This window comes from Synechococcus sp. M16.1 (assembly GCF_014279895.1).
Taxonomy (GTDB): Bacteria; Cyanobacteriota; Cyanobacteriia; order PCC-6307; family Cyanobiaceae; genus Parasynechococcus.
On sequence record NZ_CP047954.1, the window covers coordinates 846,413 to 870,047 of the forward strand.

Here is a 23,635-nt window from a genome sequence, read left to right on the forward strand (position 1 = left end):
GCTCAGGCCAGTGTCCCACCTGACTCCGCCAGCATCCTGGCGCGACAGGCTGCACTGAACAGTCCGGCATCGGGATCGATCACCGCTGTGACCTGCATCCCTTCGATCAGTTCGCGGAAGCGTCCCTTGTCGCGCATCGCATTGAGAAAGCTGGCGGATTGCAGTCCTTTCAATTGTTTTGATGCGGTGCCCCCGCCAACCCAGAGGCCTCCTGTGCAGAGTTCCTGAAGGGCAAGATCGCCTGCCGCTGAGCCATAGGCCTCCAGCCAAAGCTGTAGGGCGCGTTGCATCAAGGGATCACCCCCTTCAGCGGCAACGCTCACCTGAGCGGGAAGATCGTTGGAACTGTTGCGCCGCCAAGCCTCAGCCACGCTGTGCAGGGGGTGCATGGCGGCATCAGGTTTCTGAAGCAGCCAGTGGGCCACATGCCCCAGGCCGGTGCCACTCACGATGCGTTCGATCGAAAGGCGGCTGACGCCGAGGTCTTGTTTGAGCCAGCAGGCCAGCTCCCATTCCGCTTCGTTGCGCGGAGCAAATTCGCGGTGCCCGCCTTCGCTCGCCAGGGCCACCAGTCCCTGTTCGCTCTGCAGGCCTCGCGCCATGCCGAGACCGGTGCCTGCCCCAAGAATGGCCAGGGGGCCCTTGTCTTGGTGGCCCTTCTGAAGGATCGCCTGCTGATGGCTGTCGAAATGGGGCAGCCCGTAAATCAGCACGCCGAAATCATTCACCAGCTCGAGCTGTTCCATGCCAGCAGCCCGCGCCAGGTCGGCCTCCCGCAACCGCCAGGGCAGGTTGGTGATCCTTGCCTCCCTGTGTCGCACCGGACCGGCAACGGCGATGCAGGCATGCGCTGGAGCCGGGAGATCGGCGGGGCGATTGTTGAGGAAGGCCTCGAGCATCGGCTCAAGGGATGGCCATTCTCCCGAGCGGAAGCGTTCCTGGTGCAGCAGGCGCAGCTGGTCCGCCTCACTCCCGTAGAGAGCAAGCAGAGTCTTGGTGCCTCCCATATCCCCCGCCAGGAGTGTGCTGGTGGCCATCCAGGGCTGCGGCAACTCCTACCAGCGTGGTTGGCTCAGGAGAAGAAGTCCAGTGGAAGCGGTCCCCAGGTGGTGCTTGGCGTGGTGTCGTCGTCACCATGGCCACTGATCAGAATTCCTTCGCCAAGGCCGTGCTCGATCCGAATGCGGATCGTGCCCCCCTTCTGATTGGCTTTCAGGAAAACAGGGCCCGGCTCCTCGGGGCTGTCGACGAGCTCCAGCGACTCCCACTGTTGGTTTTGCTCGAGGCTCCGCAGCGCTGTGAGGGCCTGCTCCCTGGACGGGGCCATGACGCCGATGGTGAACCAGCTGGCCTGGGCCATCGCCTGATCGAGTTCTCCTCGCAGCTCGTTTCTGATCTGGGGAGGCAACTCCGGCGCTCCCCGCAGACGCGCGAGATCGGCCAGGTGCTGCACAGGTGAATCCGTCATCGGTTCAGCTCCAGGCCCGCGGCGCGCTCGCTGTTGGCCATCTGGGCAGCACTGAGAAGGTCGGCCACCGCTGTGACCCCGAGGTCACCTTCCCGTCGGCTGCGAAGGCTCACGGCGTTCTGCTCCGCTTCTTTGGCACCGATGACCGCCAGCACGGGGATCTTCATCTGTTCGCCTGTGCGGATCAACTTGCCGAGCCGCTCACCGCTGCGGTCGATCGTGGCGCGCACGCCAGCTTTGGTGAGTTGCTCCAACACTTGTTCGGAGTAGGGCTGCACCTCGTCGGTGACCGGCAGCAGACGCACCTGCTCGGGGGCCAGCCAGAAGGGGTAATCGCCGGCGTAGTTCTCGGTCATGATCCCGAAGAACCGCTCCAGCGAACCGAAGATGGCGCGGTGGATCATGATCGGCCGCTGCTTGCTGCCGTCGGCGGCGATGTAGTCGAGCTCGAACCGTTCCGGCAGATTGAAATCCAGTTGGATCGTGGAGCACTGCCACATCCGGCCGATGGCGTCTTCGATCTTGAGATCGATTTTCGGGCCGTAGAACGCACCGCCGCCCTCATCGATTTTGTAGGCCCAACCCTTGCGCTCCAGCGCTTCAATCAGTCCCTTGGTGGCCAGGTCCCAGACGGCGTCATCGCCGATGGACTTCTCGGGGCGGGTGGAGAGGTTGATCTCGTAATTGCTGAAATCGAAGGCGGAGAGGATCCGTTCGGTGAGATCGAGGATCTTCAGGATCTCGTCGCTGATCTGCTCCGGCAGGCAGAACACGTGGGCATCGTCCTGGGTGAAGCCCCGCACCCGCATCAGACCGTGCATCACACCGGGCCGCTCGTAGCGATACACCGTTCCAAGCTCCGCCCAGCGGATCGGCAGTTCCCGGTAGCTGCGCAGTTTGCTGGCGTAGGTGAGCACGTGGAACGGGCAGTTCATCGGCTTGAGCTGATACTCCCGTTCGTCCACCTCCATCGGACCGAACATGCTCTCGGCGTAGAAGTCGAGGTGGCCTGAGGTCTTCCAGAGGCTGATGTCCGCCACGTGGGGGGTGTAAAGGAGCTCGTATCCGCCCTCGAAGTGGGCCTGGCGCCAGAACTCCTCGATCAACAGGCGCATGCGGGCACCGCGGGGGTGCCAGAACACCAGACCAGCCCCGGCCTCATCCTCGATCGAGAAGAGGTCGAGGTCTTTGCCGATGCGGCGATGGTCGCGGCGAAGCGCTTCTTCCTTGCGACGTTTGTGCTCCGCCAGCTGTTCCGGGGTTTCCCAGGCCGTGCCGTAGATGCGTTGCAGCTGCGCTTTGGTTTCATCGCCTCGCCAGTAAGCGCCTGCCACGCTTTCCAGCTCGAAGGCTTTGGCATTGAGTTGGCCGGTGTGATCCACGTGGGGGCCAGCACAGAGGTCCCACCAGTCCTCACCAAGGGTGTAGAGGGTGATCGGCTCCTGCAGTCCTTCAAGAATCTCGAGCTTGTAGGGCTCGTTCTGGGCTTTGATTTTTTCCTCGGCCTCGTTGCGGCTCACCTCGACGCGTTCGAGAGGCAGCTTCTTGTTGATGATCTTGATCATCCCCTTCTTGATGGCCTTCAGGTCGGCCTCGGTGAAGGGATCGGGATTGTCGAAGTCGTAATAGAAACCTGTTTCCGTCCAGGGGCCGATGGTGACGCGTGCCTTGGGAAACAACTGCTGCACGGCCATGGCCATCACATGGCTCATGGAGTGCCGAATCTTCAGTAGTTGATCGCTTTCGCTGGTCTTGGGCAGAACCACCGGTGCTGAAGGGGCTGGGGTGGTTGCTGCAGCGCTGCTCACCGGTTCAGGTTCAGGGCCCGCCATCCTATGGGCGAGACCCGAGGGCATCAGGTGGGTGAGTCAACCAATCAGGAAGCTGGCGCACTCTTGGATGAGTTGCTGGCATCTCTGCTCGATGACTTCGAGCATTGGTTTCAGCGCGGTGAGGAGCTTCTGCAGGCCTGTCCAGAGGAGGTGATGCCGTTGCAGGAGCGCCGACGCATGCAGGAGCGGCTGCAGGACGGCAAGAAGGCCATTGCTGCAACACGCTCCCTTGTGGCTGCTTCAACGCAGCCCGTGGCGGTCTCGATGGAGGTGATGAACCCGTGGCATGGCTTGGTCACGGAGGTGTGGGCCCTGGCCGCGAGGTTGGGCTCGAACCGTTCGCCTCAGGCCCCGAGCTGATTGCGCAGCTGGCGCAGGTTGTTGCTGTAGAAGCTCGCCAGTTCTTGAGGGCTCTTAACCGGTTGACCGTAGGCGGAGCGGCCGGTCCAGGTGGGGAAGGATGCCCATTCGGGAGCCAGCTTCGCCATGGCGTTTCTGGTTAGCCCTTTCCGGTCAATTTCATTGAGAGCACCGCGACGCTCAACAAGGTGCAGAGCGGCTTGGTCCTGGTGCCTGGGCTCGAAGCTGGACAGCTTGAGCTCCTTCGCCACGCCCTTCCAGGTCTTGGGCAGGAATTGATAGGCCCCCGCTGCGGCGCTTGTGTAGCGCTTCACGATCACCCGCTCGGGATGACGTGAGAGGTCCTGAAACTGCCCGCCGCCGTACATGATCCGGTAGCCCTTGTCTTCACCGTCTTTCCAGGTGCCCTCGGCGTAGCGAATGGTGTTGAGCAGGGCGCGTCGCTCAGGTGTCAGCTCGTAATGACCACCCTCCTTGCCGGAGGACAGGGTGGCGCGGCTGCTGGTGGCGCTTTGCTCTGCCTGTTCTGCGGGCGCCTCTGCGTTCTGGAGCGGCTGTTTGGCTCCTGCGGACAGCACCAATCCTGCGGTCAGGGCTGCACCGACGACAGGCCGGCTCCAACGTGTGGCTGGGCTGAACGCAGAAAAAAGGCGATGCACGCAGAACAATCAGGTGGACGATCACAGTGCTGGCCCACGAGGCCTGGACGCGAGATCGGTGCCTGAGGGGTTGACGCGTTGTCTGTGCTGTGTATGTGCAGCTGAGAGAAGGCTGAGAGTCTTGCGAGACTCGCGTCTGCGGCTGACGTTGTCTCCCTCAGGCCTCAGGGGCCATGGCTTGAGCCCATGGCCGTCGCATTGATCAGAGCAGCTAATGCTTCTCTTTGTTGCTGATCAGGCTGGCCGGGCGAAACCCAAGGCATCCCGAACCCGTTCAAGCGTGGCGTTGGCCACGGTTTCGGCCTTCTCACGGCCTGTTCTCAGCACCTGATCGAGCTCTGTGGGGTCCTGCATCAGCTCCCGGTAGCGGGCCTGGATGGGCTCTAGCGCGCTCACGGTGGCTTCGGCCAGCAGCGGCTTGAACTGTCCCCAACCCATCTCGGCGCATTCAGTGGCGGCCTGCTCCCGCCCCTTGCCGCTCAGGATTGAGTAGAGCCCAAGCAGGTTGTCGGTTTCCGGTCGATCGGGGTTGCCGAATTCGAGGCCACGCTCTGGATCGGTCTTGGCGCGTTTGATCTTTTTGGTGATCAGCTCCGGAGGGTCCAAAAGCGTGATGCGACTCCCCTCGTTGGGATCGCTCTTGCTCATCTTGCTGCGGCCATCCGTCAGGCTCATCACCCGTGCCCCCTCCTTGAGGATCAGCGGTTTGGGCACTTTGAGCACCGGCGTGTCCTTGCCGCCGAAACGGGCATTGATGCGCTGCTGGGCGATGTCGCGCGCCAGCTCCAGATGCTGCTTCTGGTCCTCACCGACGGGCACCAGGTCAGCGTCGTAGAGAAGGATGTCGGCGGCCATCAAGACCGGATAGTCCAGCAGGCCCACGGAGACGTTGTCCCCCTGCTTCACCGCTTTCTCCTTGAACTGAATCATCCGCTCCAGCCAGTTGAGCGGCGTGACGCAGTTCAGCAACCAGCACAGTTCGCTGTGGGCTGCCACCTGGCTCTGCACAAACACCGAACAGCGTTTGGGGTCCATGCCACAGGCCAGGTAAAGCGCTGCTGTGGAACGGGTGTCCTCAGCCAGGCGGCTGGGGTCATGGGGAACGGTGATGGCATGGAGATCCACAACACATACAAAGGTGTCGTGGGTCTCCTGCAGATCAACCCAATTGCGGATGGCACCCAGCCAATTGCCGAGGTGCAGTGCTCCGGTCGGTTGCACCCCGGAAAGAACCCTTGGCCGGCTCATCAATCAGGCCTCGGTTGCTGCGGTATTGGTGTCGTCGCTGGCGGTTGCTTCTGACTCCACCACCGGCTCCGCCACTGGTTCGGCCTCCGGCTCGGCAACCGGTTCAGCTGCAGCCTCCGGCTGGGGTTTGGCCGGTCGGGCAAAGGGATTCGGACGGGACCCGCGGCCACCACGCTCATCGTCAAAGCGGCGGCCACGACCACCACCGTCACGACCAGCACCATCACGCCGGCCACCTCGGGCAGGCTGATTTTTCTGCTGTTCGATCAGAGCGTCCAGTTGGCCGTCCTCCAGCATTTGGCCAAGGCTGCGGACCGCGAAACCCAGCACAGCCACGGTCGAGCGGAGATTGAAGGCCTCCTGCAGGGCCCGGGCTGAGCGCATTTCGTTGTCACTCAGGCGAATCCGGAAGCCTCCGCCTTCACGGCCGCCACCACGGTTGCCACGACTGCGCTGACCATCTCGGCCGCCGTCTCCCTGTCCCGCCTGTTGTTGGGGATCGCTGTAGGAATCACTCATGGCCCATGGCCTGGAATCAGGCGCAAGTGTGACGCATCACCGGGGTGTTTTCGGTAATCCAGAGCAGCTGGTGGCATTCAACGCTGTTCTTCCGAGCCAGCACCAGCATCGGAACCACCGTGATCCCCCGTTCAATCCGTTCGCGATAGCTGCTCACCAGTTGTCGGTACCGCTCGGCTGTCCAACCGTGGATGGCTGTGTCACGACTGTTCCAGTAGTCCTGCAGCGCTCTTTGGCAGTCCTCGATGCCGAACTCCCGCCAGCAGCTCTGTTGGGCCAACAGTGGATCCATCCCCTGCTGCAGCAACCGCCGGTAATGCACCAGTTCCGGGGCTTCATCACGCCCATCCGGAGGGAGCCAACGATGCAGCTCGGTCAGGGGAGTTCGAGACAGCCGCAGCCAGCAGCGCTCCCGCAGCAACACCGGCAGTTGCCACGACCAGCCCTCGGCACGACGGACTTCATCGAGCACCTCAATCAGCCCCCGCTGCTGACGCTCGGTCAGTCCAGCCAGCGCATTGGTTGTTGTGTCGACCTCAGCCATGGGCGCCGGTGTAGGTGATTCCGTCCTCCACGTAGTCCTTGGGTTCCAGATGGATGGTGCACCGCACCGGCCCGAAACTTTCGTCCAAGCGCTCTTCCACCTCTTCGGTGATCCGGTGCGCCTTGGTGAGGTCGTCTGCGTCGACAACCATATGCATTTCGATGAACACCTGCTGGCCCAGAACGCCCCGGCTGGCGATGTCGTGGCAGTTCAAGACGCCGGCGGTGGCCATCGCTTCGGCATAGATGGCTTCAGGTGCCACCGCCATGTGGTCCACCAGCCAGGGCAAGGTTCCGCGTAGCACCTGCCAGCACACACGGATCAGCAGGAGTGCCATGGGGATGGCCAGCGCAACGTCGAGCCAGCTCACCTGCAGCCACACCGCCCCGGCCATGCCCACCAGCACCACCACGGTGGTCCAAACGTCGCTCGCCGCATGTTGAGCATCCGCTTTGAGCAGGTTGCTGTTCAGTCGCCGACCTTCCCGCAGCTCATATCCCGCCAGCAGGAGGTTGAACCCCAGCACCAGCGTGAGCAGCACCAGCTCCTGGCTGGTCACCCGGATCGGTGGCAGGCCCTCGAGCAGCCTTTCCCCCGAACGCAGCAGGATCTCAAGGGCTGTGAACAGGATGAAACCAGCGATGCCCAGGGCTCCCACTGCCTCGTATTTGCGGTGGCCGTAGGGGTGATCCCTGTCGGGGCGCGGATCGGACAGTTTGTTGGTGACCAGTCCCGTGAGGCTGGACAACGCATCGGTGGCGCTGTGCATGCCATCGGCGATCACCGCCAGGGAACCACTCATGGCCCCCACCAGAAGCTTCAGCAGCGACATGCTGATGTTCAGGCCCAGGGCGACCATCAGAACCCTGCGCACCCCCCGGCGGTTGTCGACCATCGCATTGGGATGACTGTGTGTCACGGCTGACTCCGGCCTGTTCCCAACTTATGGAGAACTCGTGTTTCTGGCCTGAAGTTCTGGTGTCAGGTGGTGGGTTGAGCTAAGAAGGGCCACTGCTACAGCAGCCGTTCTGTTGAAACTCCCGGCTTCATGGCCAGAACTGGTGATGCCACCGTCGTCGCTGCTGCGGCCTTTGGCTCTGGCTGGAGCTGGTCTGCTTGCTGGACAGTGGCTGATCAGTGATGTGATGCATGTTCCCGGCGGGGGGCTGGGTCTGCTGGCCGCCGGTGGCGTTGTGATCTGGCTTGGCCGCAAGCCAAGTCAGCCGCGGTTTGCGGCGCCGGTATCGCTGGCTGGCTGGATGGCTCGGTGCCAGGAGGTGCTGGATCAATTCGCACGTTTTGAGCAGCAACCTTCTGCCGATCTGGCCCGTCGCGCTGAACTGAAACGGGTGCTGGACCGCTGCGGTCCTGTGCGCATGGCGATGGTCGCCTTGGGGGGCTCTCAGGGACCGAATGAGGCAGACCTCAGCAGCTCTCTTGCTGGCCCGGCGCCGGTGACGCTGTCGCTCTGCCATCCCCTGACCACCGACGACGGCAGCCGTTCCTGGCCCGGCGGCCTGCTGGATCAGGATCTGATCCTGTTCAGCCTGCAGGCGCCTCTGCTGGCTTCAGATCTGCTCTGGCTGCAGCAGGTGCCGGACGATCAGCCTGCCTGGCTGCTTCTATCGAACGACGCGCAGGACGCATCCACCGATGCTGTAGAGGCTGTTCGGGACGACCTTCCCGAGCGCTGGCGTGAGCGGATCCTGGTTCAGGAGTCTTCGATGCAGCTGCGCACTGCCCTGGCACCGTTGCGCCGTTCGCTGAAACAGGCTGCGGTGGAGACGCGTCCGCGACTCCTGGCGGACTTGCATCGCCGTTGGCAGCGTGACCTCGAATCGCTTCGGCGCGAACGCTTTCTGCAGATTCAGCAGCGCACCCAGTGGGTGGTGGCCGGGTCGGTGATGGCCTCCCCCATCGCCAGCCTTGATCTTCTTGCCGTGGCGGTGGCGAACGGTTTGATGATCAAGGAGATGGGAGAGATCTGGGGAACATCGCTGCAACCGGATGTGCTGAGGGAAGCGGCGGCCCAGTTGGCTCGGGTGGCCCTCGCCCAGGGTGTGGTGGAGTGGACCGGACAGACCTTGCTTGGGCTGGCCAAGCTGGATGGGGGGAGCTGGCTGATCGCCGGTTCAATGCAGGCCCTCAGTGCTGCTTACCTCACCCGTGTGGTGGGACGCTCCATGGCGGATTGGCTGGCGATCAATGCCGGCGTTGACGAGCTTGATCTTGTGGCGTTGAAGCAGCAGGCACCGTTGTTGGTGGCTCGGGCTGCAGAGGAGGAACGGGTGAACTGGAATGGCTTCGTTCAGCAATCCCGTGAGTGGCTGCTTCATGTAACTTCATGAATGCTTAGTAAAGCGCTTAATGAAGTTTTTTTGAGACCTGATTCTGATTGTTGAGTTGTCATGTAACGGAACGTTCCGTCCATACACTTGATCCACCTGTCCCTTTTTGTGGGAGAGGTTCATCCGTCTTCTTTTCTTCCATGTCCACCGCAATTCGCAGCGGACGCCAGAGCAATTGGGAAGCCTTTTGTCAGTGGGTGACCGACACCAACAACCGCATCTATGTGGGTTGGTTCGGCGTGCTGATGATTCCCTGCCTCCTGGCGGCCACCATCTGCTTCACCATTGCCTTTATCGCCGCTCCCCCGGTTGATATCGATGGCATCCGCGAGCCCGTCGCTGGCTCCTTGATCTACGGCAACAACATCATCTCCGGTGCTGTTATTCCGTCTTCAAACGCCATTGGCCTGCACTTCTACCCCATCTGGGAAGCTGCTTCCCTCGATGAGTGGCTGTACAACGGCGGCCCTTATCAGTTGGTCTGCTTCCACTTCCTGATCGGCATTTCCGCCTACATGGGTCGTCAGTGGGAACTCTCCTACCGCCTGGGCATGCGCCCTTGGATCTGCGTCGCTTACAGCGCTCCGCTGTCTGCAGCGATGGCTGTTTTCCTGGTGTACCCCTTCGGTCAGGGTTCCTTCTCTGATGGCATGCCCCTGGGCATCTCTGGCACCTTCAACTTCATGTTGGTGTTCCAGGCTGAGCACAACATCCTGATGCACCCCTTCCACATGCTGGGCGTCGCAGGTGTTTTCGGCGGCAGCCTGTTCTCCGCCATGCACGGCTCCCTGGTGACCTCCTCCTTGGTGCGTGAAACCACCGAGGCTGAGTCCCAGAACTACGGCTACAAGTTCGGCCAAGAGGAAGAGACCTACAACATCGTGGCTGCCCACGGTTACTTCGGTCGCCTGATCTTCCAATACGCCTCCTTCAACAACAGCCGTAGCCTTCACTTCTTCCTGGGCGCCTGGCCTGTTGTCGGCATCTGGTTCACGTCCATGGGCATCAGCACCATGGCCTTCAACCTGAACGGCTTCAACTTCAACCAGTCCATCCTGGATAGTCAGGGCCGCGTCCTGAACACCTGGGCTGATGTGCTGAACCGCGCCAACCTCGGCATGGAAGTGCAGCACGAGCGCAATGCTCACAACTTCCCCCTCGACCTGGCTGCTGCTGAGTCCACTCCTGTGGCTCTGCAGGCTCCTGCCATCGGTTGATCTGGAATCACCCTGTTCCCTTTGGAACAGCCAAAACGATTCAGATCAACTGAATCGGAAAGCCCCCTCCTCTGAGGGGGCTTTTTGTTGCTGTGTTGGCTGTGAAGGTTGGGCGGCGCATCAGGCCCCTTCAGGGCACCAGCCGATCTGCTTCTCCAGCCGTTGCATCCATTGATGGCAGCGGTGTGTGAGGTGTGCTCCTTGGGGGATGCGCTGTTGGTGGTGTGCGCAGGCTGGCTGGGTGACCCCCGCCTCAGCAAGGGTGTGTTGAAAGTGCTGGCAGGTGAGGCACACCATGAGGGACCGGCTCGGTCGGAGTTGCCCTGATCCCATCGGTGGCCAGGCGCTTGGTGGCGGAGCGTTGACGATGCCCATACGCGTCTTGTTGGTAAATATGTACTACTCGCAGTCCTTTTGGTTGTCAACGTGGTGTTGGGGAGAATGGAGCCATGAGTGAGCCTCGCCCCACCCTCCAGTTCGATCTGGACCTTGAAGCTGTACGCCTGCTCCACCGCTCGGTGAGCTTTCACCTTGAGAAATGGCCCGGGGGGCCAGATCCCAGAGAGCAGGAGGCCCTGCAGTCGATGAAGACCTTGCTCACGGCAGCGTTGCTTGAGTTCAGCCTTGACCAAGACGGTCAGCGCTGAAACCTGCTCCCTTCACGGCTGAGCAGGGAAGCAGCGACAGCGCTGCGTTGGCCGCTGTACAACGCATTGAGTCGGTTCAGGCCTGGCTGGACTGCATCGCCACCTGTTGCATTAACGATGGAAGAGGACTGGGCTCCAGCAGCTTTGGTTCCTGCGTTGTTCTCTTAAGCCGTTGTCCCCGTGGGTTGGTTGATCGCCCTTGCCATCGTCGTGGTGCTGTCCTGGCTGGGATGGCGTTGGAATCAGCTCGAATGTGCTGAAAGCCGCTCCGTCAGCGGTCGTTTGGTGAAGCGGATGCGTCGTCATTCGCGGCGACGCAAGCACCACCACTAAGCGTCGTGGTCTCTGCAGATGTGCCCATCTTTCCAGCTCCAGATCCATGGAACTGTTGCCTTTGCCTTGAGCAGATCCTCGCGTTCTTCAAGCCTTACGGGAACGAATTCCGTTCTGTAATCAAATCCGTGATCCCGCATGGACTGGTTCAGAACCAGGCTTCCTTCGTTGCTGGACACGGAGCGGTGATAGGTGCCGATAGGGATTTGTAGAGCACCCATCGCTCGGATCAAATGAATGATGTGATGGGGATGATCCCAGGCTGGATTGAGCAACGTGAAGGTCCGAGAACCTTCAAGGACAAGGTTGTTGTCCACCTGATGACGGTGCACGTAGTACTGCTCTGTAGCATCTTGGTCAGGGGGTGACGTGGCAGCGCCATGGTGGGCGACCACGTCGGTGCCATTGCTTCCAGGAACCCCTGCATCAAAGAACGTCACCGATGGGGTTTCTCGGAAGACATGAATCGGTATGAAGTGAAGCCTCACCGTGCCTCCTCTTGTTCTTCTTACTTCTGCTTTAAATCTGTCCTGCGAGAAAAGCGGATGATTAGCTCCAGATCAAATCAATCGTCATGGATGGCTCCAAATTGCGTTTCACCGGGCAGTCATTCACAACACGCCTGAATAACTGAATCTGTTCCTCCGATAAGCCTTGGGGCAGGGTGATCCATACCCGAAGAGTTTCGATCTTGCGGGGCCCCGTTTGGCTCATGATCTTCTCAACAGATGCTTCTGCATCGGTGACAGACCAGTTACGGCGTTTGGCCGTGATTCCCATCACGGTCAAGATGCAAGTGCCTAGAGCAGTGGCCAATAAATCTGTTGGTGAAAAGCTTTCTCCTCGCCCGTCATGATCAGGAGGAGCATCGGTGCTTAACGACACACCGGAGGGCTCATGTTCGGCTGAACAGTGCAGATCGCCGGTGTAGCGGCAGGAGATGCGAGTCATCAGAGCCCTGCCCGCAATTAGGCCATGGGCATGCGACAACCCATTTGAATCGTGCCTTCGTCGATCAACCGGCCCAGCCGTTGGGCGACAGCCTCTTCAGTTCGTGTGAATTGATCCTGGCGGGCGGTCACCCAAGCCATTTCACCGTTGGTGATCACGCCGGTGGACATGGCTTCGAGAAAGAGTTCGCCGAGTGTCATGACACTTGTGCCGTTGCGATCACGTTGATGGGACTCCCAAGGGGGTGCATGACCTGCTCACCTTTCTTCATGGCAAGGGATCAAGGATGGTTTGGAGGGCCCGGTTGATCTGATCGCTGAGCTGTGAGCCGGCGGGATTGAGGCGGATCAAGCTTGCGAATCCTTCGCTGAGGTCGGGCCTGTTGGGGGGGCTATTCAGGCTCAGGTGCATCGCTCGAATCACGGCCTCTGGAACGCACCGTTGGCGGCAGCGGTTCCAGACCAGGCACTGATCCAATGGTGTCTGCAACCACCAGCCGGTCCATGGCAGGTGCTGGCCCCCCATGCTTCGCTGCATCAACCCCTGGCGCCAGTTGAGTTGCGCATGGGTTGCATCCACCAGCACGTTGTCGCCATCGGCGATGGCGCGGTCGATGGCGCCATGCAGATGCGGTTCCAATTCAGACCAAGGACCCTGCACATTCGCATCTCCCCACAGTTGTTCCCTCAGTACGTCATTGGCGATCACCCGTGCAGGGAGCAGCGGAGCGAGGATCGCCGCGAGGGTGGACTTGCCGCTGCCCGGGGGGCCGATCAACAGATGGCCCTGGGGCCGTGGTTCAGGCAACGAAGCGTTTGTAAAGCCACCGCACCAATCCACCAATTACGGGCACTGGAGCAAACGTGGGGCCGACGAAATCGAAATAATCGCGGTGGTCCCCGATCTTTCCATCTGGATTGAAGCGGAGCCGGGTCGCCCCGGGGTAGATGAACTCAATCCCTTTGATCTTGAGGCCCATGCGCCATTCAACAAAGGCTGTTTCACCGTTCACCACCACCGATTCCGTTTCCAGGAACACGTCATCACAGCGCTGCATCAGACCATCCTGGGCAAGGATGTAGGCGTCAATGCCCTGCCGTTCCTGGGTTGGATCGGTGAAATGCACGTCACTGGCATAGACGGCTTTCCACTGCGCAGCTGTAGGGCCTGGCGTGCCGTAGGGCTTGGTGAACAGGGCACGAATCTGTTCTGCGTCCAGCGGAGGATGAAGCATGGGTGTTGTCATCAGAAGTCGGCGCCCACCTGAGCTGTCATGGTCTCGGCCCAGCTCACGCTGGGAACCAGGCCGAGGCCGAGAAGTCCAGCGGTGGCGAGGAATCGATGCATGGCGTCAGTTGAAAAACCCCTTGGACTGAAGCCAGAGGCCGATGGCGACCAGGGGTCCGAAGCCGGCGATCAACACGGTGATCTTGAGGCGCAGCGGCGACACCTGGGGTTTGGTCTCTCGAAGAGCCATGGCAAGGCACGAAGGCAAGTGAACCTAAACGCTGTGCTGGGTTCGTGCCGGCTCAGAGCTCGTACTCCTCTTCAAACTGCTCAATCAAGCCCTTGTAGAGCGCCAGAAGGCCCTCGGTTTCTTCGCAGAATCCGTCCGTTGTGTACTTCGCGATCAGATTCACCACGGCGCTGCGGATCTGCGTGAAGGCGCCGAGGTACTCACCCTGGATGTCTTCATCGCGGATGTCGTTGATCAGCGCGCCCACCAGCTCAATCTTGCGCTTGGCAGCGGCCATCTCCGCTTCCATCTCTTTGTTGAGCTTGCGGCGTTTCTTCGGCATCCCCTCAACCGGTTCAATCAGCGACATTACGGGAGCCGCAGGCCTTCCTCGTTCGAGCGACTTCCCTTAGCGTCGGGTTCGCTCGACCCTTGGCCTTGTGAATCGGACCTTCCGCGGTGTTGCCTACGTGTCCGTCTGGGTGGTGATCTGGGGAACGGTGGCGTCCTTGATGGACTGGATGCTGCTGACAGGTGAGGTTTACGAAACGGCCAGCTCTGGTCAGGCGGTGACGTTTATCGCCTACGGGGCCGCAACAGTGGTGTTGGCCACGCGTTTTTCGGGGCGTTTCCTTGCAGATGCCGATTCAGAGGCTGCGGATCAGGAGTGATCCTCCCATCAGCAGCGCCAAGATCTCGAACGCTTTTTTGACCAGGCGGCTTCCTTTCACCAGGGAATAGTGGGCCCCCAGGAAGCCTCCGATCAGTGAACCCAGCACCAGCGGTGGAAGCCAGTCCCAACGGATTTCGCCGCTCAAACCCAGCACCAGCGCCCCGGTGCCATTCCACCCCAGGCCCACCAGCACCAGGGTGTGAGCAACGGCTCTGGCGTAGCTCAGCCCAAACCAGCGCACCAGCCACAGGGTGACGAACAACCCCGTGCCTGAGGTGAGGGAACCGTTGAGAACGCCAATGATGAACAGCCCGCAACTGCCAAGCCCAACGGTGCGGGCTGTTAGCGGGTAGGGCTGGTCTGTCGTCCCCAGATCCGGTTTCCGAGCCGAATAAACCCCCAGCCCAAGGGTCAGCAGCCCAAGGCTCGCTGTGGCCACTTGATCGGGCAGCGCAAGAACCATGCTGGCTCCCACAAACACACCTGGAAGACCGGCCGCCAACACCAGCGCTGAGCGTTTCAGATCAAGACTGCTGGCACGCCAATGACGCCCACTCGCTCCCAGCCCCAGCGCAACACTGGCCACCTTGTGGGTGGCCAATGCCATGGAGAAAGGAAGGCCCAGAAGGATGAGGGCGGGCAGTTGCACCAGTCCTGCTCCCCCTCCCGCCAGAGCCGAGAGGGCATTGGCGCCAATGGCGATGCCCAGCAGGGCGATTTGCATCAGCAGTTCGGACACACTCAATCTCGTGTCAGGAAGGCGATGGGAACTGAAAAAGTGATGATGCGGTGGGGATCCCCCGGAAGAATGGCAACGCAGGCCACTTCACGATCAGCGTGAGCCTCGCGGGACTGCACCACAAAGGCTGTGGCGTCTTCGATGCTCCACATCGGGGCATCACCACAACGGCGTTCATCCCTGTAGGCCTGCCAGACCTCGCAGAACGCCTCCCCATCCTCACCACTCTTCATTTCCGTCAGCGCCTGTTCCAGGCCCACGTCTTCGAACCGTTCGAACAGGCGCACCATCAACGGGTGGGCAATGGTGGATGAGGCCTTCAGGGTTGAGTTGATCGTGCCGATGGCACTCACCATCAGCTTTGGTTTGGAGCGTCGTGCATCGATCACTCCCACAGGCAGATTGAGATCCCAGCTTGGGTGTCCGCTGACGGCACAGGCCAGATCGAACAGCCCCAAGCTGCATTGCTTGATCAGGCTCTGAATGGTCTCTCGATCCATAGCTCAGTTCCGCGTGGCCCGATTCACCGTTTGCGTTCCAGTGTTGCCAGGATGGCCGTCGGTTGATGCCGCTGTGGATGTCCCTGGTTCAGATCTACCTTGATGCCGTCACCCACCAGGTGATCACCAGTGAAGAGCTTGCCTATGTGGCCGGCCATCAGGAGCAATTTGATCGAACCGAACGGAAACTCACTGCACGGCTTGAACAGTTGATTGGCGCAGGGAATATCAGTGTTGGAACGCGTTGATTATCCGAACAAAAAGCGTTGAAGCCGTTTCAGGAATTGCCGCAGGGGCTTTTTGTCACGGCTAAAAATCTGCCGCTCATCTGACAGCATCGCGCGACTCACCCGATCTGCGCTTCTGATAGGCGGGAAAGGCTGTCCCGTCAACCTTCACGGCAGGGCAACCACCCCAGACCAACTCTGCAGAACGTCAGGTGCGCCTTGGGTCAGGGCGGCAACAGCAGTGGCTGAGCCAATTCCGATTCCCACCACAACGCCTACGGCGAAGACAAGCAGCCCCGTCAGAACGCTGCGTTCGGAAAATTGCATCCACTCAACATCAGCCAACCCGACTTTCCTGCGGCCATCGTCCAATGGCCACTGTGGTGTCACAGGACGTGATGGGGCCCGGAGCGGATCTGGTGTGTGGTTTCGGCCACAAAGGTAGATCTACCGACTGATCGATCGGGGTGGTCTTCGCTAACAACCGAATGTCAGCCAGATGACAGTTTCAGTCATGAAAACGATTGACGAGCACATTCAGAAGGACCAGGAGGAGTTCCTTAAGGCCCTTTCTGAGCACAACGAAGGCAAGGTGCGTCATCTCACGGAGGAGCTGCAGTGGCTGTTGGATCACAAGAAGGAATTTCCTGATGATCCCCATGACCCCTCACCCCTTGAGCTGTTCTGCGAGCAGAACCCCGATGAGCCCGAGTGCCTGGTCTACGACGACTGAGTAGAAGTACTCATTCCTTGCTCCGCCCTGGCGCGAAGCCGCGTTGCTACACGCAACTTATTTAAGTTGTGTGTAGTCGATGCGTTCTGTGGTGATTCGCGCCATTCTGACCCGCCCCATTGCTGGCGATCTCGGTCTGCTCCTGCTTCGGGTGTTCACCGGCGCGCTGCTGATTCACCACGGTTACGAAAAGCTCGCCAATATCGAGAACTTTGCGGATGCATTTGTTCGCCCTCTGCATCTGCCCTTCCCGATCCTTCTCTCCTACGTCGCAGCGTTCTCGGAGGTGATCGGCAGCTGGCTGTTGATCACTGGCTTGCTGACGCGGATGGGAGCCTTGGCAGTCGCCGGGACCATCTCCGTCGCCATCTATCACGCCATCGTCACAGCGGGCTTCAACATCTATCTGCTGGAGCTTCTTGGCCTTTATTTCGCGGCTGCCGTGGCCGTTCTCGCCTGTGGACCAGGCGTCTTTTCGATTGACGAGCTCATCGCCCGTCGCCTTGAGCCCGACATGCAGTTTTCCGCTGCGGAAGACACGGATTTCGCCGCTGGCGAAGCCGCTGTTCTGGAAGAAGCCGTGGCCAGCCGCTGAACACCAGCGTGATCAGGTAAAAAAGCCCCGCCATCGCGGGGCTTTTTTGATGGCTGGCGACGGTATGGGTGAAAGACGCGTCAGAATCATCGAAGTTGGATCAACGCGATGAAAGAGGTCAGCCTGCTCGAGATGATTGGCCGTTCTCTGGCAAAGGTTGCAGCAGGGGCTGGTGTTGCAGCAGTGCTGATTTGGCTCACCTACGTGATGCTTGATGTTGGTCATATGCAGTCGGGCTTCACCCTGCCCCAATCCAGTTACTGAACTCAGATGCAATGGAATGATCTTGAATCTCCGGTTCTGATCATTGCTTCGCTGTTGATTGTTCTGCAGGTTTGTTGGATTGGAGCTGTGCTTCGGCGCAACCAACGCAGGCGCTTGGGGGAACCCCTCAGTCCCACAGCATTTCAACGTGAACTCCAGCGGATTTTCTCAAGAGCGAACGGACTGTCCTGAGCCATGAAGCAACTTCCAGGTCGACAGAGCAGAACCCTGCCGCGATGGCTGAAGACGGTCATGGCAGGTGCAATCACCGTGATTGCCACCATTTGGCTGGTGTCGTTGCTCCCCTTTCTGCTTCTCGCAGCCTTGGTGCTTTCAATCGCGCTCATCCCAATCACCCGTCGGCTGCGACGGGAGATGGAAGAGGCTGGATTCAGTGTTGATGAACCCAGGTCGAATGTTCAGCGCCCTGATCTCAACATCACCCCCTGGCACCGACAGATTCGCAATCTCTGGAGAGACTTCAGCTCTTGAACAGGTCGTTAGCCATTGAGCGATAACGACCAAGAGAACTGCCTGCGCGACGAGACTTTGTGGGCACTCTTTGTCCCGGCAACAGGTTCAACGGAGCGAAATTCACCAACGTCAGCTCTGGGCGCTGCTGCTGTTCGGCTTCCAGCAATTCGGCAATGGCTTCTGCTGTGGTTTGTGCGGGAGCTGCGCTCTCCGAAACAGCTTCGGTGGTCTCCACCGGCTCGGTCTTGAGAGATGTTTTGGCCTTGGAGGTGCCGAGGGGCCACAGAAAAACCAGACTCAGCAAAAGAGCAACGGTGGCCGTGAGGGTGCCGGTGAGTCCAAAGGCCAAACCCTGAAAATTCCACAGCAACCCGGAACCCGCCATGCCGAAGGTGCCGAGGATTGCCAGCATCAGGCCGAGGAAGGATGCTTGTGGTGCCTTGAATTTGAGCGGCTGGCTGGCTTCAGGGACTTCAACGGGTGAAAGTCGTGGTTCAGGCCGAAGCAGAACAAAGCTGATTCCCAGCAGAACCAATGCTGTAACCGTGCTGCCAAGCCCCAGAGTGCGGCCCTGAAAATTCCAAAGCAAACCACCGCCGGCAAGACCTGAAACTCCGAGGGTTGCCAATGCAAGTCCGCTCAAAAAAGGAAGACGATTGCGCATGGCTCAGTTGCTCCGGTTTTGCATGGCGGCGTAAGCAACGGCTCCGCCAGTGATCACAGTGAGGAGGCCTGTGGTGAGTAAGAAGCTCACCAACATGGCGAATCCAAGAACAGATCCCAGGAGGGACATCTTGATTCGCAGCAATTTCGACTTCATCAACAACACCAACAGCAAGACCACGGTGGTCTTCAAGCCAGCGATTTTTGCCGCACTGATCGGGCAAAAAGGATTGATCAACACCATTGGCTGGTCTTGGTCTTATTAAGCATTTATGAAGTCTGGCGAAAACCAGAGCGCACCGTGAAAAGAGAACCGTGAAGAGGGCGACGGATGGGCACAAAAAAACGGGCCCGAGGGCCCGTTTGCAGCTGACGTGTCGTGCGAGCTCAGCGACGACGGTTGCGTGAACGCTGCTTCAGCTTGCCCTTGTATTTCTCAACGGGGGTCTCGTGGTGACGGATCCGACGCAGATCAGAAAAGATGCCGGCTTTGGCGACGGAGCGCTTGAAGCGACGCAACGCGGATTCAATACCTTCGTTTTCGCCGACTGTGACCTGACTCATCCGTTCCCCGAAAGAGAGCAATAAACAACAACTTTACCAGCCGCCCTCTACCCCATCCCCCACAACCTGCCCGGGGTGGGATGGGTCTCTTGCATGACGCTTGTTGAAGAGATCGTGGCGCGTCCCGGCTTCTGCTTTGGGATGGGTCCATCACTCCGGCAGGCCCCTGTCTTGACCCTCACGCACTGCCCCTTGTGCATTGGTCTGGCTGTTCTTTCGGCCGTTCGATTCATGGCCCACTGCGTGATGGCCGTTCAGCTCGAACGCAGCACGGCAGGGGAGTCAACCCATCCCGCAATGCTGCTGGGCACTCTGTTTGAGCTCTAAGGCAGTTCCGCCTCAGGGATCCCTTGGATCAACCAGCTGCAGATAGGCCGTGTCCGCGTTCTGCAGGGCTACATCATCGTGATGAGCGTCAACGCTGTAGATGAGGTGAAGCAGGCGGCCGCGATCCATGCCACGGTCGGCCACGTCTTTCCAGAGGCGTGAACTGAGCTCCGCATCACGCCATTTGAGCTGGGCATCGACCAGCGCCCGCGTCATCGCGATGTAGCTCTGCCGGTCGTTGCGCAACCGGTCTTCGGAGAAGCTGTGTTGAGTTGCCGGCTTGAGCAGATTGCGAATCGTCTGTGAGGCCGCCTTCAGCACCTTTGGCATCGTCGTTGTCCGACTCAGTTCAGTCTGATTCGGACGTCTGGGCCGACAACGGAGTGAAATGCCTATGCCTGGATCAGAAATGAGTATTTGAACTCACTTCTGTGGGACGGTAGTGCTGATGACTTTTTGTAAAGTCAAACCCGTTAGGTTCAGTTAGCTATTCGTAAGCCCGTGGAAATACTTGTGATGGCGGCCGTATTTGTGCCTTTTTCTGCCCTCGTGATGAATGCATTCTCCGGTGATTCAGAAGACGATTTCGATTTCCTCTGAATGGAAGCCAAGCTCCTGGCGATGATGGCCTTTGGTGCCGCTGTTATGACCCTTTGGGCTTGGTTGATGGCGAATTTGCCGCGGATGGAGTCTGACCGGAACAAGCCTGACAACCGCCGTTGATGCGGTAGGGCGCGAGGTGTCCACGCAGGCAAATTGTGCCGCGGAAGAAGAGTTTTCGTCCCAGTTCTCGCGCGTGGGCATCTGTGAGCGGCAGGGAAAGCCAGCGATCAGGTACTCGACCCTTTAGCTGTGATCTGGCTTCCAGCGCTGCTTGGCGGCGTTGTTTTTCTTCTCGATCGTTTTTGCGATAAACCCCTTCAATTTGAAGTTCGCGGGAACAGGTTTCACAGGCATTCACGGTGGGCTTGCGGCGAGCCGTGTTCAGCGACAACTTGTCGCTGGGCACTTCCCGCTCGGCCCCGCAGCTGCAGCGGCACCACCAAAAAGCGTTTCCTGCTTTGGTTCGCCGTTCGGATGCGCGCACCACGGTGAGTTTGCCGTAAACCTCGCCAATGCGGTTGCGTGGACTGGAGGGCATGGCTCAGGCCGATTTCTGATCAGGAGCGTTGTTCAAGTCAGCAAACTTGGCTGTCATCGTTGGATTGTGTCGGGTCAACTTTTTAACGGTCACATCCTGTGCCTTGTCATTGGCAAGCCTCAGGTTTCGATCAGCACCCATCAGGGCCTCTTTGGTTTTTTGGAGGTGATCGATCGACTTATCGATTTCATCGATTGCCGTTTGGAAGCGTCTGGAGGCGAGGTCGTAGTTGCGTGAGAAGGCTGTTTTGAAGGTTTCGAGGTCGTTCTCGAAATTGGTGACATCAATGTTCTGTGCCTTCACCAGAGCTAGTTCAGCCTTGTATTCCAGAGACTTCATGGCTGCATTGCGGAGCAATGTGATGAATGGAATAAAGAATTGTGGGCGAATGATGTAGGTCTTCGGGAAGCGATGAGACACATCAACAATGCCTGAATTGTAAAGCTCATTTTCAGGCTCCAGTAGGGAGACGAGCACCGCATACTCGCAATTTTTTTCGTTTCTATCTTTATTTAGCTCTTTGAGAAAGTCTTCGTTTTTCTTTTTGGTGGCCGTTGTATCAGCCTCATTTTTCATCTCAAACATGATCGAGATGATTTCGTTGTTGTGTTCGTCCTGGTCGCGGAAGATGTAGTCACCCTTGCTTCCACTGCGCGCGTCGTTGTCTTTTTCGAAATAGGCCTTGGGGAAAGCCGCTGCACGAATCCTGTTGAATTCGGTTTCGCAGTGCTGCTCGAGGGTTTCTCCCACCATTTTGGTGGAAAGCCGCGCCTTCATGTCGCGCAAGCGTTCAATGGCCTGATCTCGATCACTGAGCTGGGCTTCGTAGCGATCTTTCAGTGATTGAGATTCCAGTTGATGCTTCAGTTCCGCTTCCTTCAAGCCGCTTTGAAGTGCATCGCGTTGCTTCTCCACGGAACTGACCGCTTCATTCACGGCCAGCTGGCGCTGCATGGCTCCAGCCTGGAGCTTCGCCTGCAAATCCCTCACTTCACTATCTTTTTGCAGCGTCAGCGCCTGCATTTCTTTGGCGAATTTGGTTTCAGCCAGGCGTAGTTCTGTGGCCTGCTGCTCACGAATTTGCTGGAGCTCAGCGGCAATGCGATCACGCTGCTTCTCCGCTTTATTCACCGCATCTTTAATCGCCAGTTCCTGATGGATTGCACTTTGCTTGAGTTGGGCCTCAAGCGTTTGCATTTCCCTGTCTTTTTTGGCAACGGTCAACTCGATGGCATTGCGTTTGTCCTGTTCGGCGAGGGCCAGGCGCTTGTTCAGTTGCTGTTCAAATTCACGATCCCTCACCTGCTTGAGGATGTCGGCATACCCGGCCTCATCCACCTTGAAGGCGGTATTGCAGTGAGGGCAAATGATGTCGTGCATGTCTGACGATTTGTGTTGAACGTTCGCGCTACGTGCTGGGATTTTATCCGGCTCTGGCTAATACGAGATCAGCCCACGGTTCATGCCATGCCTGATTGGATCGATCCTCGCTCGCTGCTCGACACGGTGATCATCTTGAGCATCGTGGCCTTGGCCGCCATCGGATTCGTGGTTGGCATCAAGGAAATGATCATCGATCTGAGCAAACTGCGTCGCGCCAAGGTTTAACCGGCCTTCAGCTCTCCAGCCCCGCCCGCAACGCCGCCAATCGTGCGGCGTTCACACCAAGATCCGAGTCGCCGAGACGCGACTCGGACCGTGCCTTGATCCGGTTGTTGTCGCGATCAGCGAACAGCTCCAGGTCATCCACAAAGCCAAAGAAAGCGCTGCTGGCCTCGGCATGCAGGTAGGTCTCGGTCTGATCAATCACAACTGTCCGCGGCGACTCCTGCACCAACCCACTCAGCTTGCTGAAGTCAGCCATCGGGTCGGAGCTCGCCCAGTTTTGGCTGGAACAGTGAGCTGTTGTCGGGCAGTCGCGCAACGCCCCGTTGCGCACGCCGAGATCCGCAGGGACGGGGCCTGCAAGATGGAAGAGCATCAACACGGGGGCCAGTAGGCCGGCAAGGAAGGTCACTGGTCTCTGCGGGAACGACCGCCCCAGTTCAGCATCCAAAGCCAGATGCCGAACAGGGTTCCAACTGGTAAGGCGATCACCACCAACTGGCTGATCACGAACTGGCGCACCTCAGGATCCACGGTTGCGCTGGTGAGGGGACATGCAGGCAAGACTCGCGTCCCGTTCGCCATCATGGAGCGCATTGCTGGGCAACGATGACGAATCCGGGTTGGATTGTGCTCGCATGGTTGGTGGTGGCCCTGGCGTCTGCCCTCAAGTTTTGGTCGATCACGCGCCCCTATCGCGACAAAACAGCTCTTTCCCGTGGGCAAACCGTTGACGAAGCACGTCAACGTTTGGAACGACGCTGGCGAAACGACAGCAAAGTGTGAGGCTTATTTCTCGGCGATCACCCAGGCCGTTGCAGCTCTCTGACGCACATAGAGATCTGCGAGTTCCCGTGCCAGAGCTTTCAACTGGTCAAGATCGTCGGTTTCGTTGATGGACCGCTTGATCGCTTCAGCTTCGAACTGCTGAGGCAAGCTCAGGTTCATGACTTCCAAGCAGGTCAATCAACTGTAACGAAGCGTTATTTCTTGTGTGGGCTGGCTGCTGCCCGTGAGCGGGCAATCTCCTGCTGCCAAGCCAGAAGCAGATCTTTGCTGATCTCCTGAAGCTGTTTCACGTCAGTCATTGAATTGATATCGCGACTGCGCTGTTCAATGTCGAATTGTTGGCCAATTGTAAGAGCGATGGGCTCCATGGTGACGTCGGCAGGATCAGCTCAAAGTATTGACTCGATCCTGCGTTGTCGTAACAACGGGTACGTTTTATCCCTGCTGTGTGCTGTTCCGTACTTGGTCTGGATGAAAGAACATTGACCCTCGTTCTTGCCATCGTGATGTGAAGCAAGTGCTAGTCGCTAAATGTTGACATCGAAGGCGATGCCGTTCTGCATTGCTTAGATTTTGTGGGTGATGCAGGTAGAGCTTTGGACGGTTCTGGACAAAATCTCGAGCGCCGTTATCACCTGGAAGTTTGGAGGGAAACGGTGTACTGGATGCAAGCGCGATGTAGCGACCTGCAGGAGCTCGATCGTGAGCGCGATGCTGCTTCGATTTATATGGAATTTCGCCTAAAAGGTATTGGCTGAC

At 59.0% G+C, this 23,635-nt stretch carries 43 protein-coding genes; 15 read left to right on the forward strand and 28 right to left on the reverse strand.

What is annotated here, in order from left to right; translation table 11 throughout:
* Positions 1-2: 2 nt before the first annotated feature.
* From SynM161_RS04735 to thrS, 3 genes are read right to left on the reverse strand one after another with little or no spacing between them, the layout of a single operon-like run.
* Positions 3-1,037 (reverse strand): glucokinase, encoded by a 1,035-nt coding sequence (locus SynM161_RS04735; protein WP_186542146.1) that lies wholly within the window; start codon positions 1,035-1,037, stop codon positions 3-5.
* Positions 1,038-1,072: 35 nt separating this feature from the next.
* A complete protein-coding gene (locus SynM161_RS04740) occupies positions 1,073-1,468 on the reverse strand; it encodes a DUF1824 family protein (protein ID WP_186542147.1) in 396 nt (131 codons plus the stop codon).
* Positions 1,465-3,300: a threonine--tRNA ligase gene (gene thrS / locus SynM161_RS04745; protein WP_186542524.1), complete on the reverse strand. Its 1,836-nt coding sequence runs from the start codon at positions 3,298-3,300 to the stop codon at positions 1,465-1,467. The genes SynM161_RS04740 and thrS overlap by 4 nt, the downstream gene beginning before the upstream one ends.
* A 27-nt stretch (positions 3,301-3,327) precedes the next feature.
* Between thrS and SynM161_RS04750 the strand changes: the two genes are divergently transcribed.
* Positions 3,328-3,660, forward strand: a complete 333-nt coding sequence (locus SynM161_RS04750; RefSeq protein WP_370593113.1) for a DUF2605 family protein — start codon at positions 3,328-3,330, stop codon at positions 3,658-3,660.
* Here SynM161_RS04750 and SynM161_RS04755 read toward each other — a convergent pair.
* The 5 genes from SynM161_RS04755 to SynM161_RS04775 all read right to left on the reverse strand — a co-directional run bounded on the left by SynM161_RS04755 (position 3,645) and on the right by SynM161_RS04775 (position 7,525).
* Positions 3,645-4,319, reverse strand: coding sequence for a glycoside hydrolase family 104 protein (locus tag SynM161_RS04755; protein WP_186542149.1), 675 nt, complete (start codon positions 4,317-4,319; stop codon positions 3,645-3,647). The two genes, SynM161_RS04750 and SynM161_RS04755, sit on opposite strands and share 16 nt — an antisense overlap.
* A gap of 234 nt (positions 4,320-4,553) precedes the next feature.
* Entirely contained in the window at positions 4,554-5,567 is a 1,014-nt protein-coding gene (gene trpS / locus SynM161_RS04760) for a tryptophan--tRNA ligase (protein ID WP_186542150.1), read from the reverse strand.
* Positions 5,568-5,570: 3 nt separating this feature from the next.
* Complete coding sequence (locus SynM161_RS04765) at positions 5,571-6,086, reverse strand: hypothetical protein (RefSeq protein WP_186542151.1); 516 nt, start codon at positions 6,084-6,086, stop codon at positions 5,571-5,573.
* A gap of 16 nt (positions 6,087-6,102) precedes the next feature.
* Positions 6,103-6,630: a hypothetical protein gene (locus SynM161_RS04770; protein WP_186542152.1), complete on the reverse strand. Its 528-nt coding sequence runs from the start codon at positions 6,628-6,630 to the stop codon at positions 6,103-6,105.
* Positions 6,623-7,525, reverse strand: coding sequence for a cation diffusion facilitator family transporter (locus SynM161_RS04775; protein ID WP_115132448.1), 903 nt, complete (start codon positions 7,523-7,525; stop codon positions 6,623-6,625). The genes SynM161_RS04770 and SynM161_RS04775 overlap by 8 nt, the downstream gene beginning before the upstream one ends.
* A 136-nt stretch (positions 7,526-7,661) precedes the next feature.
* Between SynM161_RS04775 and SynM161_RS04780 the strand changes: the two genes are divergently transcribed.
* From SynM161_RS04780 to SynM161_RS04800, 5 genes are all read left to right on the forward strand, one after another.
* Positions 7,662-8,978 (forward strand): YcjF family protein, encoded by a 1,317-nt coding sequence (locus SynM161_RS04780; protein ID WP_370593115.1) that lies wholly within the window; start codon positions 7,662-7,664, stop codon positions 8,976-8,978.
* 140 nt (positions 8,979-9,118) lie between these two features.
* Positions 9,119-10,195, forward strand: coding sequence for a photosystem II q(b) protein (gene psbA, locus SynM161_RS04785; RefSeq protein ID WP_006850794.1), 1,077 nt, complete (start codon positions 9,119-9,121; stop codon positions 10,193-10,195).
* Positions 10,196-10,303: 108 nt separating this feature from the next.
* Positions 10,304-10,522 (forward strand): hypothetical protein, encoded by a 219-nt coding sequence (locus tag SynM161_RS04790; RefSeq protein WP_170951302.1) that lies wholly within the window; start codon positions 10,304-10,306, stop codon positions 10,520-10,522.
* Between the two features lie 122 nt (positions 10,523-10,644).
* A complete protein-coding gene (locus SynM161_RS04795) occupies positions 10,645-10,842 on the forward strand; it encodes a hypothetical protein (RefSeq protein ID WP_006851951.1) in 198 nt (65 codons plus the stop codon).
* Positions 10,843-11,022: 180 nt separating this feature from the next.
* A complete protein-coding gene (locus SynM161_RS04800; RefSeq protein ID WP_170950581.1) occupies positions 11,023-11,175 on the forward strand; it encodes a hypothetical protein in 153 nt (50 codons plus the stop codon).
* Here SynM161_RS04800 and SynM161_RS04805 read toward each other — a convergent pair.
* The 7 genes from SynM161_RS04805 to SynM161_RS04830 form a co-directional block, all read right to left on the reverse strand.
* A complete protein-coding gene (locus SynM161_RS04805) occupies positions 11,172-11,615 on the reverse strand; it encodes a hemagglutinin (RefSeq protein WP_370593116.1) in 444 nt (147 codons plus the stop codon). The two genes, SynM161_RS04800 and SynM161_RS04805, sit on opposite strands and share 4 nt — an antisense overlap.
* Before the next feature lie 109 nt (positions 11,616-11,724).
* Positions 11,725-12,126: an OsmC family protein gene (locus tag SynM161_RS04810; protein ID WP_186542154.1), complete on the reverse strand. Its 402-nt coding sequence runs from the start codon at positions 12,124-12,126 to the stop codon at positions 11,725-11,727.
* 17 nt (positions 12,127-12,143) lie between these two features.
* Positions 12,144-12,326, reverse strand: coding sequence for a hypothetical protein (locus SynM161_RS04815; protein WP_186542155.1), 183 nt, complete (start codon positions 12,324-12,326; stop codon positions 12,144-12,146).
* A 67-nt stretch (positions 12,327-12,393) separates the two neighbouring features.
* Complete coding sequence (locus tag SynM161_RS04820) at positions 12,394-12,903, reverse strand: ATP-binding protein (protein WP_255441946.1); 510 nt, start codon at positions 12,901-12,903, stop codon at positions 12,394-12,396.
* A 22-nt stretch (positions 12,904-12,925) separates the two neighbouring features.
* Positions 12,926-13,372 (reverse strand): nuclear transport factor 2 family protein, encoded by a 447-nt coding sequence (locus tag SynM161_RS04825; RefSeq protein WP_255441947.1) that lies wholly within the window; start codon positions 13,370-13,372, stop codon positions 12,926-12,928.
* Between the two features lie 105 nt (positions 13,373-13,477).
* On the reverse strand, positions 13,478-13,603 hold the full coding sequence (locus tag SynM161_RS12015; RefSeq protein ID WP_006850359.1) for a hypothetical protein: 126 nt from the start codon (positions 13,601-13,603) through the stop codon (positions 13,478-13,480).
* A 52-nt stretch (positions 13,604-13,655) separates the two neighbouring features.
* Positions 13,656-13,925, reverse strand: coding sequence for a hypothetical protein (locus SynM161_RS04830; RefSeq protein ID WP_006850218.1), 270 nt, complete (start codon positions 13,923-13,925; stop codon positions 13,656-13,658).
* Positions 13,926-14,022: 97 nt separating this feature from the next.
* Here SynM161_RS04830 and SynM161_RS04835 point away from each other — a divergent pair, with 97 nt between their 5' ends.
* Complete coding sequence (locus SynM161_RS04835; RefSeq protein WP_115008869.1) at positions 14,023-14,253, forward strand: hypothetical protein; 231 nt, start codon at positions 14,023-14,025, stop codon at positions 14,251-14,253.
* Here SynM161_RS04835 and SynM161_RS04840 read toward each other — a convergent pair.
* Entirely contained in the window at positions 14,230-14,979 is a 750-nt protein-coding gene (locus SynM161_RS04840) for a sulfite exporter TauE/SafE family protein (RefSeq protein WP_114989185.1), read from the reverse strand. The two genes, SynM161_RS04835 and SynM161_RS04840, sit on opposite strands and share 24 nt — an antisense overlap.
* A gap of 17 nt (positions 14,980-14,996) precedes the next feature.
* Positions 14,997-15,494, reverse strand: a complete 498-nt coding sequence (locus SynM161_RS04845; protein ID WP_115132452.1) for a hypothetical protein — start codon at positions 15,492-15,494, stop codon at positions 14,997-14,999.
* Positions 15,495-15,559: 65 nt separating this feature from the next.
* Here SynM161_RS04845 and SynM161_RS04850 point away from each other — a divergent pair, with 65 nt between their 5' ends.
* The gene (locus SynM161_RS04850; RefSeq protein WP_115009249.1) at positions 15,560-15,742 is read left to right on the forward strand and encodes a hypothetical protein; all 183 of its coding nucleotides are present in this window, start codon (positions 15,560-15,562) and stop codon (positions 15,740-15,742) included.
* Between the two features lie 147 nt (positions 15,743-15,889).
* Here SynM161_RS04850 and SynM161_RS04855 read toward each other — a convergent pair whose 3' ends face one another.
* Positions 15,890-16,048, reverse strand: coding sequence for a hypothetical protein (locus tag SynM161_RS04855; RefSeq protein ID WP_170951537.1), 159 nt, complete (start codon positions 16,046-16,048; stop codon positions 15,890-15,892).
* Between the two features lie 187 nt (positions 16,049-16,235).
* Here SynM161_RS04855 and SynM161_RS04860 point away from each other — a divergent pair, with 187 nt between their 5' ends.
* The 4 genes from SynM161_RS04860 (at position 16,236) to SynM161_RS04875 (ending at position 17,805) form a co-directional block, all read left to right on the forward strand.
* On the forward strand, positions 16,236-16,454 hold the full coding sequence (locus tag SynM161_RS04860) for a CP12 domain-containing protein (protein WP_006852050.1): 219 nt from the start codon (positions 16,236-16,238) through the stop codon (positions 16,452-16,454).
* A gap of 91 nt (positions 16,455-16,545) precedes the next feature.
* Positions 16,546-17,049 (forward strand): DoxX family protein, encoded by a 504-nt coding sequence (locus SynM161_RS04865; RefSeq protein ID WP_250397550.1) that lies wholly within the window; start codon positions 16,546-16,548, stop codon positions 17,047-17,049.
* Positions 17,050-17,157: 108 nt separating this feature from the next.
* Positions 17,158-17,313: a hypothetical protein gene (locus SynM161_RS04870; RefSeq protein ID WP_006850963.1), complete on the forward strand. Its 156-nt coding sequence runs from the start codon at positions 17,158-17,160 to the stop codon at positions 17,311-17,313.
* A 252-nt stretch (positions 17,314-17,565) separates the two neighbouring features.
* Positions 17,566-17,805, forward strand: a complete 240-nt coding sequence (locus tag SynM161_RS04875) for a hypothetical protein (protein ID WP_115132799.1) — start codon at positions 17,566-17,568, stop codon at positions 17,803-17,805.
* Here the strand turns inward: SynM161_RS04875 and SynM161_RS04880 are convergent.
* From SynM161_RS04880 to rpsU, 3 genes are all read right to left on the reverse strand, one after another.
* Entirely contained in the window at positions 17,795-18,451 is a 657-nt protein-coding gene (locus SynM161_RS04880) for a hypothetical protein (RefSeq protein WP_186542158.1), read from the reverse strand. The genes SynM161_RS04875 and SynM161_RS04880 overlap by 11 nt on opposite strands.
* A gap of 3 nt (positions 18,452-18,454) precedes the next feature.
* Positions 18,455-18,694 carry a hypothetical protein gene (locus SynM161_RS04885; protein ID WP_114988968.1) on the reverse strand — a complete coding sequence of 80 codons (240 nt, stop codon included), beginning with the start codon at positions 18,692-18,694 and terminating at the stop codon, positions 18,455-18,457.
* Positions 18,695-18,837: 143 nt separating this feature from the next.
* Positions 18,838-19,014, reverse strand: a complete 177-nt coding sequence (gene rpsU, locus SynM161_RS04890) for a 30S ribosomal protein S21 (RefSeq protein ID WP_186542159.1) — start codon at positions 19,012-19,014, stop codon at positions 18,838-18,840.
* 93 nt (positions 19,015-19,107) lie between these two features.
* Here rpsU and SynM161_RS04895 point away from each other — a divergent pair, with 93 nt between their 5' ends.
* Complete coding sequence (locus SynM161_RS04895; protein WP_006851686.1) at positions 19,108-19,341, forward strand: hypothetical protein; 234 nt, start codon at positions 19,108-19,110, stop codon at positions 19,339-19,341.
* A 12-nt stretch (positions 19,342-19,353) separates the two neighbouring features.
* Here SynM161_RS04895 and SynM161_RS04900 read toward each other — a convergent pair whose 3' ends face one another.
* The 3 genes from SynM161_RS04900 to SynM161_RS04910 all read right to left on the reverse strand — a co-directional run bounded on the left by SynM161_RS04900 (position 19,354) and on the right by SynM161_RS04910 (position 21,862).
* On the reverse strand, positions 19,354-19,671 hold the full coding sequence (locus SynM161_RS04900) for a hypothetical protein (protein ID WP_186542160.1): 318 nt from the start codon (positions 19,669-19,671) through the stop codon (positions 19,354-19,356).
* Positions 19,672-19,984: 313 nt separating this feature from the next.
* A complete protein-coding gene (locus tag SynM161_RS04905; RefSeq protein WP_186542161.1) occupies positions 19,985-20,482 on the reverse strand; it encodes an early protein (E6) in 498 nt (165 codons plus the stop codon).
* Between the two features lie 3 nt (positions 20,483-20,485).
* On the reverse strand, positions 20,486-21,862 hold the full coding sequence (locus tag SynM161_RS04910) for a DUF2130 domain-containing protein (protein WP_186542162.1): 1,377 nt from the start codon (positions 21,860-21,862) through the stop codon (positions 20,486-20,488).
* Between the two features lie 87 nt (positions 21,863-21,949).
* On the opposite strand from SynM161_RS04910, the gene SynM161_RS04915 reads away from it, so the two are divergent.
* A complete protein-coding gene (locus tag SynM161_RS04915) occupies positions 21,950-22,090 on the forward strand; it encodes a hypothetical protein (RefSeq protein ID WP_170950583.1) in 141 nt (46 codons plus the stop codon).
* A gap of 7 nt (positions 22,091-22,097) precedes the next feature.
* Here SynM161_RS04915 and SynM161_RS04920 read toward each other — a convergent pair whose 3' ends face one another.
* Together SynM161_RS04920 and SynM161_RS04925 are read right to left on the reverse strand one after the other, a co-directional pair.
* The gene (locus tag SynM161_RS04920) at positions 22,098-22,463 is read right to left on the reverse strand and encodes a DUF1499 domain-containing protein (RefSeq protein WP_370593117.1); all 366 of its coding nucleotides are present in this window, start codon (positions 22,461-22,463) and stop codon (positions 22,098-22,100) included.
* A 32-nt stretch (positions 22,464-22,495) separates the two neighbouring features.
* Positions 22,496-22,651 (reverse strand): hypothetical protein, encoded by a 156-nt coding sequence (locus SynM161_RS04925; protein WP_186515622.1) that lies wholly within the window; start codon positions 22,649-22,651, stop codon positions 22,496-22,498.
* A 45-nt stretch (positions 22,652-22,696) separates the two neighbouring features.
* On the opposite strand from SynM161_RS04925, the gene SynM161_RS04930 reads away from it, so the two are divergent.
* Positions 22,697-22,873 carry a hypothetical protein gene (locus SynM161_RS04930; RefSeq protein ID WP_170951298.1) on the forward strand — a complete coding sequence of 59 codons (177 nt, stop codon included), beginning with the start codon at positions 22,697-22,699 and terminating at the stop codon, positions 22,871-22,873.
* A gap of 3 nt (positions 22,874-22,876) precedes the next feature.
* Here the strand turns inward: SynM161_RS04930 and SynM161_RS04935 are convergent, their stop codons facing one another.
* Complete coding sequence (locus SynM161_RS04935) at positions 22,877-23,035, reverse strand: hypothetical protein (RefSeq protein WP_170950585.1); 159 nt, start codon at positions 23,033-23,035, stop codon at positions 22,877-22,879.
* A gap of 35 nt (positions 23,036-23,070) precedes the next feature.
* Complete coding sequence (locus tag SynM161_RS04940; protein WP_186542164.1) at positions 23,071-23,244, reverse strand: hypothetical protein; 174 nt, start codon at positions 23,242-23,244, stop codon at positions 23,071-23,073.
* Between the last annotated feature and the right edge of the window lie 391 nt (positions 23,245-23,635).

Excerpts from the sequence above, each read along its gene's own strand:
- SynM161_RS04915 (WP_170950583.1), top strand. The coding sequence starts at position 21,950 with ATGCCTGATTGGATCGATCCTCGCTCGCTGCTCGACACGGTGATCATC.
- SynM161_RS04830 (WP_006850218.1), bottom strand. The coding sequence starts at position 13,925 with ATGCCGAAGAAACGCCGCAAGCTCAACAAAGAGATGGAAGCGGAGATG.
- SynM161_RS04895 (WP_006851686.1), top strand. The coding sequence starts at position 19,108 with ATGACGCTTGTTGAAGAGATCGTGGCGCGTCCCGGCTTCTGCTTTGGG.
- SynM161_RS04740 (WP_186542147.1), bottom strand. The coding sequence starts at position 1,468 with ATGACGGATTCACCTGTGCAGCACCTGGCCGATCTCGCGCGTCTGCGG.
- psbA (WP_006850794.1), top strand. The coding sequence starts at position 9,119 with ATGTCCACCGCAATTCGCAGCGGACGCCAGAGCAATTGGGAAGCCTTT.
- rpsU (WP_186542159.1), bottom strand. The coding sequence starts at position 19,014 with ATGAGTCAGGTCACAGTCGGCGAAAACGAAGGTATTGAATCCGCGTTG.
- SynM161_RS04825 (WP_255441947.1), bottom strand. The coding sequence starts at position 13,372 with ATGACAACACCCATGCTTCATCCTCCGCTGGACGCAGAACAGATTCGT.
- SynM161_RS04770 (WP_186542152.1), bottom strand. The coding sequence starts at position 6,630 with ATGGCTGAGGTCGACACAACAACCAATGCGCTGGCTGGACTGACCGAG.
- SynM161_RS04860 (WP_006852050.1), top strand. The coding sequence starts at position 16,236 with ATGAAAACGATTGACGAGCACATTCAGAAGGACCAGGAGGAGTTCCTT.
- thrS (WP_186542524.1), bottom strand. The coding sequence starts at position 3,300 with ATGGCGGGCCCTGAACCTGAACCGGTGAGCAGCGCTGCAGCAACCACC.
- SynM161_RS04765 (WP_186542151.1), bottom strand. The coding sequence starts at position 6,086 with ATGAGTGATTCCTACAGCGATCCCCAACAACAGGCGGGACAGGGAGAC.
- trpS (WP_186542150.1), bottom strand. The coding sequence starts at position 5,567 with ATGAGCCGGCCAAGGGTTCTTTCCGGGGTGCAACCGACCGGAGCACTG.
- SynM161_RS04920 (WP_370593117.1), bottom strand. The coding sequence starts at position 22,463 with ATGCTCTTCCATCTTGCAGGCCCCGTCCCTGCGGATCTCGGCGTGCGC.
- SynM161_RS04870 (WP_006850963.1), top strand. The coding sequence starts at position 17,158 with ATGAAAGAGGTCAGCCTGCTCGAGATGATTGGCCGTTCTCTGGCAAAG.
- SynM161_RS04930 (WP_170951298.1), top strand. The coding sequence starts at position 22,697 with ATGACGAATCCGGGTTGGATTGTGCTCGCATGGTTGGTGGTGGCCCTG.
- SynM161_RS04850 (WP_115009249.1), top strand. The coding sequence starts at position 15,560 with ATGCCGCTGTGGATGTCCCTGGTTCAGATCTACCTTGATGCCGTCACC.
- SynM161_RS04795 (WP_006851951.1), top strand. The coding sequence starts at position 10,645 with ATGAGTGAGCCTCGCCCCACCCTCCAGTTCGATCTGGACCTTGAAGCT.
- SynM161_RS04815 (WP_186542155.1), bottom strand. The coding sequence starts at position 12,326 with ATGACACTCGGCGAACTCTTTCTCGAAGCCATGTCCACCGGCGTGATC.
- SynM161_RS04905 (WP_186542161.1), bottom strand. The coding sequence starts at position 20,482 with ATGCCCTCCAGTCCACGCAACCGCATTGGCGAGGTTTACGGCAAACTC.
- SynM161_RS04845 (WP_115132452.1), bottom strand. The coding sequence starts at position 15,494 with ATGGATCGAGAGACCATTCAGAGCCTGATCAAGCAATGCAGCTTGGGG.
- SynM161_RS04885 (WP_114988968.1), bottom strand. The coding sequence starts at position 18,694 with ATGGTGTTGATCAATCCTTTTTGCCCGATCAGTGCGGCAAAAATCGCT.
- SynM161_RS04935 (WP_170950585.1), bottom strand. The coding sequence starts at position 23,035 with ATGAACCTGAGCTTGCCTCAGCAGTTCGAAGCTGAAGCGATCAAGCGG.
- SynM161_RS12015 (WP_006850359.1), bottom strand. The coding sequence starts at position 13,603 with ATGGCTCTTCGAGAGACCAAACCCCAGGTGTCGCCGCTGCGCCTCAAG.
- SynM161_RS04735 (WP_186542146.1), bottom strand. The coding sequence starts at position 1,037 with ATGGCCACCAGCACACTCCTGGCGGGGGATATGGGAGGCACCAAGACT.
- SynM161_RS04910 (WP_186542162.1), bottom strand. The coding sequence starts at position 21,862 with ATGCACGACATCATTTGCCCTCACTGCAATACCGCCTTCAAGGTGGAT.
- SynM161_RS04900 (WP_186542160.1), bottom strand. The coding sequence starts at position 19,671 with ATGCCAAAGGTGCTGAAGGCGGCCTCACAGACGATTCGCAATCTGCTC.
- SynM161_RS04875 (WP_115132799.1), top strand. The coding sequence starts at position 17,566 with ATGGCAGGTGCAATCACCGTGATTGCCACCATTTGGCTGGTGTCGTTG.
- SynM161_RS04940 (WP_186542164.1), bottom strand. The coding sequence starts at position 23,244 with ATGGAGCCCATCGCTCTTACAATTGGCCAACAATTCGACATTGAACAG.
- SynM161_RS04840 (WP_114989185.1), bottom strand. The coding sequence starts at position 14,979 with ATGCAAATCGCCCTGCTGGGCATCGCCATTGGCGCCAATGCCCTCTCG.
- SynM161_RS04775 (WP_115132448.1), bottom strand. The coding sequence starts at position 7,525 with ATGGTCGACAACCGCCGGGGGGTGCGCAGGGTTCTGATGGTCGCCCTG.
- SynM161_RS04880 (WP_186542158.1), bottom strand. The coding sequence starts at position 18,451 with ATGCGCAATCGTCTTCCTTTTTTGAGCGGACTTGCATTGGCAACCCTC.
- SynM161_RS04810 (WP_186542154.1), bottom strand. The coding sequence starts at position 12,126 with ATGACTCGCATCTCCTGCCGCTACACCGGCGATCTGCACTGTTCAGCC.
- SynM161_RS04855 (WP_170951537.1), bottom strand. The coding sequence starts at position 16,048 with ATGCAATTTTCCGAACGCAGCGTTCTGACGGGGCTGCTTGTCTTCGCC.